The organism is Aquicoccus porphyridii (assembly GCF_008369105.1).
In the GTDB taxonomy this organism is placed as follows: Bacteria; Pseudomonadota; Alphaproteobacteria; order Rhodobacterales; family Rhodobacteraceae; genus Aquicoccus; species Aquicoccus porphyridii.
The window spans coordinates 1-2,469 of the sequence record NZ_VINQ01000045.1 but is presented as its reverse complement, the minus strand read 5'-3'; the positions used below and the strand labels follow the sequence as shown (position 1 = coordinate 2,469).

At 62.3% G+C, this 2,469-nt stretch carries 2 protein-coding genes; both read right to left on the bottom strand.

Features of this window, described 5'->3' with window-relative positions:
• Nucleotides 1-129: 129 nt before the first annotated feature.
• A complete protein-coding gene (gene istB, locus FLO80_RS21590) occupies nucleotides 130-858 on the bottom strand; it encodes an IS21-like element helper ATPase IstB (RefSeq protein ID WP_149187110.1) in 729 nt (242 codons plus the stop codon).
• Nucleotides 791-2,356, bottom strand: coding sequence for an IS21 family transposase (gene istA, locus FLO80_RS21585; RefSeq protein WP_149187109.1), 1,566 nt, complete (start codon nucleotides 2,354-2,356; stop codon nucleotides 791-793). Before istA ends, istB begins: the two co-directional genes overlap by 68 nt.
• Between the last annotated feature and the right edge of the window lie 113 nt (nucleotides 2,357-2,469).

Below are 2,469 nucleotides of genomic sequence, written 5' to 3'. Positions count from 1 at the left end.
TGTCAATCGGCATCCAAAGCTGACCCCCTATCGGCATTCAAAATTGACCCCTTTGAGCTGAGCAGGCCCGGCGCTGCGTAGCCCTCACATAGCGCAGCGGCGGCGGGCCTGCGGGGGTCCGGGTTGGCGCTATGCGCGGTTCTTGAAGCGCCAGCTTTCGTTTCCGGTTTCGACGATCTCGCAGTGGTGGGTGAGGCGATCGAGGAGCGCGGTGGTCATCTTGGCATCGCCGAAGACGCTGGGCCATTCGCCGAAGGCCAGGTTGGTTGTGACGATGATGGATGTGCGTTCGTAGAGTTTGCTGATGAGATGGAACAGGAGCTGGCCGCCGGTCTGGGCGAACGGGAGGTAGCCGAGCTCGTCGAGGATCAGGAAGTCGAGCCGGGAGATCAACTCGGCGGTGCGGCCCTGCCGTTCGGCGCGGGCTTCTGCATCGAGCTTGTTCACCAGGTCGACGACATTGAAGAACCGGCCCCGGCGCCCGGCCCGGATGCAGGCGCGGGCGATGCTGACGGCGAGGTGGGTCTTGCCGGTTCCTGTCCCACCGATCAGGACAAGATTGCGCTGATGGTCGAGGAAGTCGCCGGTGGCCAGGTCGCGGATCAGGGTCTCGTTAACCTCGGCGGTCTCGAAGTCGAACTCTTCCAGTTCCTTGGCGAGCGGCAGCTTGGCGATGGTCATCTGGTATTTGACCGACCGGGCTTGCTTCTCGCGTATCTCGGCGGTGAGCAGGTCGCCGATGATCTGTTGCGGTTCATGCTGGCGTTTGACGGCGGTGGTCAGCACCTCGTCATAGGCGGCCCTCATTCCGTAGAGCCGCAGCTTCCCCATCGCGTCGATCACGTCTGAGCGTTCCATTCTGTGTTCTCCTCAAGCTGTCATATCGGTTGCAGTCGGCAATTGGCTCGCAGGCCAGCTTCAGCGCATCTGGCGTTGTAATTGTCAGGGGCGGTGGCGGCTCGCGGTGCCGGGCCAGGATGTTCAGCACGACGCCAGCGGAATGGACATTGTGCGACAGCGCCTCGGCACAGGCTGCTTCAACCGCCTCGATCCCATCGGTCAGCACGGCGCTCAGGATGTCGACCATTTGCCGATCGCCGCCGGGCTGACGCTCCAGCTTGCGCCACACGCGACGGATAGGCACCGGCAGTTCCCATTCCTTGAAGGGCGCGCCGTTGCGCAGGGCGCCAGGTTTGCGGGTTAGAACGGGGATGTAATGCAGGGGATCGAAGAGGGTTTTGTCCCGCCCGAAGGCACGCTCGTGTCGGCCGACGATCCGCCCATCCTGCCAGCATTCCAGCCGATCGGCATAGGCCCTGATCTCGACCGGCCGGCCAACGGCGCGGGCATCTACCGAGTAGCGGTTCTTGTCAAATCGCACGAGGCAGGTCTTTGATACCGAGGCCGGAACGGCGTGGAATCCATCGAAGGGACCGACATAGGGCACAAGGCTCGGACGCTCTTCTTCGAACACCTCCCAGATGGTCTTGTCGCGCAGCTCCGGATGTTTGTTCGCCTTGGCATAGTCCAGGCATCGGTCTTCCAGCCAAGCGTTCAGTTCGGCATAGGATTTGAACTTCGGACGCGGCACAAAGAACCGCCGCCGGACCACGCCCACCTGGTTCTCGACCTGACCCTTCTCCCAGCCCGAGGCCGGGGTGCAGGCTACCGGGTCAACCAGGTAATGGCCGCACATCTGCTGGAACCGCCGGTTATAGGCGCGATCCTTGCCGACGAAGATCGCATCGACCGCCGTCTTCATGTTGTCGTATATCCCCCGGGCGCAAGCTCCGCCGAAGAACGCGAACGCCTTGTCGTGGGCGTCGAACACCATCTCCTGGGTCTCGCGCGGATAGGCCCGCACGAACGGCATCCGGCTATGGCTCAAGCGCACATGCGCCACCTTCACCATCGTGGTGACGCCATCGATCAGGACAACCTCGTGGCTCCAGTCGAACTGATAGGCTTCCCCCGGATCGAAGCTCAGCGGCACATAGGCAGCGGCGGAAGCTTCCCGGGTCGCCTTCGACCAACTCGCCGCATAGCGCCGCACCGCATCATAGCTGCCGTCATAACCCCGGTTGCGCAGCTCTTCATAAATCCGAACCAGGGTCAGCCGCTGGCGCTTGGGTTGCCGGTCATTCTCGGCCAGCATCTCATCCAGGTCGGACCGCCAGGGATCGATCTTGGGCCGGGGCTGGGTGGATCGGTCATAGCTGAACTCGGTCGCGCCCGACCGGACCACCTTGCGCACCGTGTTCCGTGATACCCGCAGCTCCCGGCAGATCTGCTTGATCGGCTTCCTCTGAATGAAATACGCCCGCCTGATCTTCGCAATCGTCTCCACAACCAACATCCCCAACTCGCTCCCTCATGCATCTGAGGAAGCATCAAAACAGAAATATCAGGGGGGTCACTTTTGGACGCCGATTACCCCGCTACGGGGTCAATTTTGCACGCCTGTTCACA

Coding starts and splice junctions, on each gene's coding strand:
- istA (WP_149187109.1), bottom strand. CDS start 2,356: ATGTTGGTTGTGGAGACGATTGCGAAGATCAGGCGGGCGTATTTCATT.
- istB (WP_149187110.1), bottom strand. CDS start 858: ATGGAACGCTCAGACGTGATCGACGCGATGGGGAAGCTGCGGCTCTAC.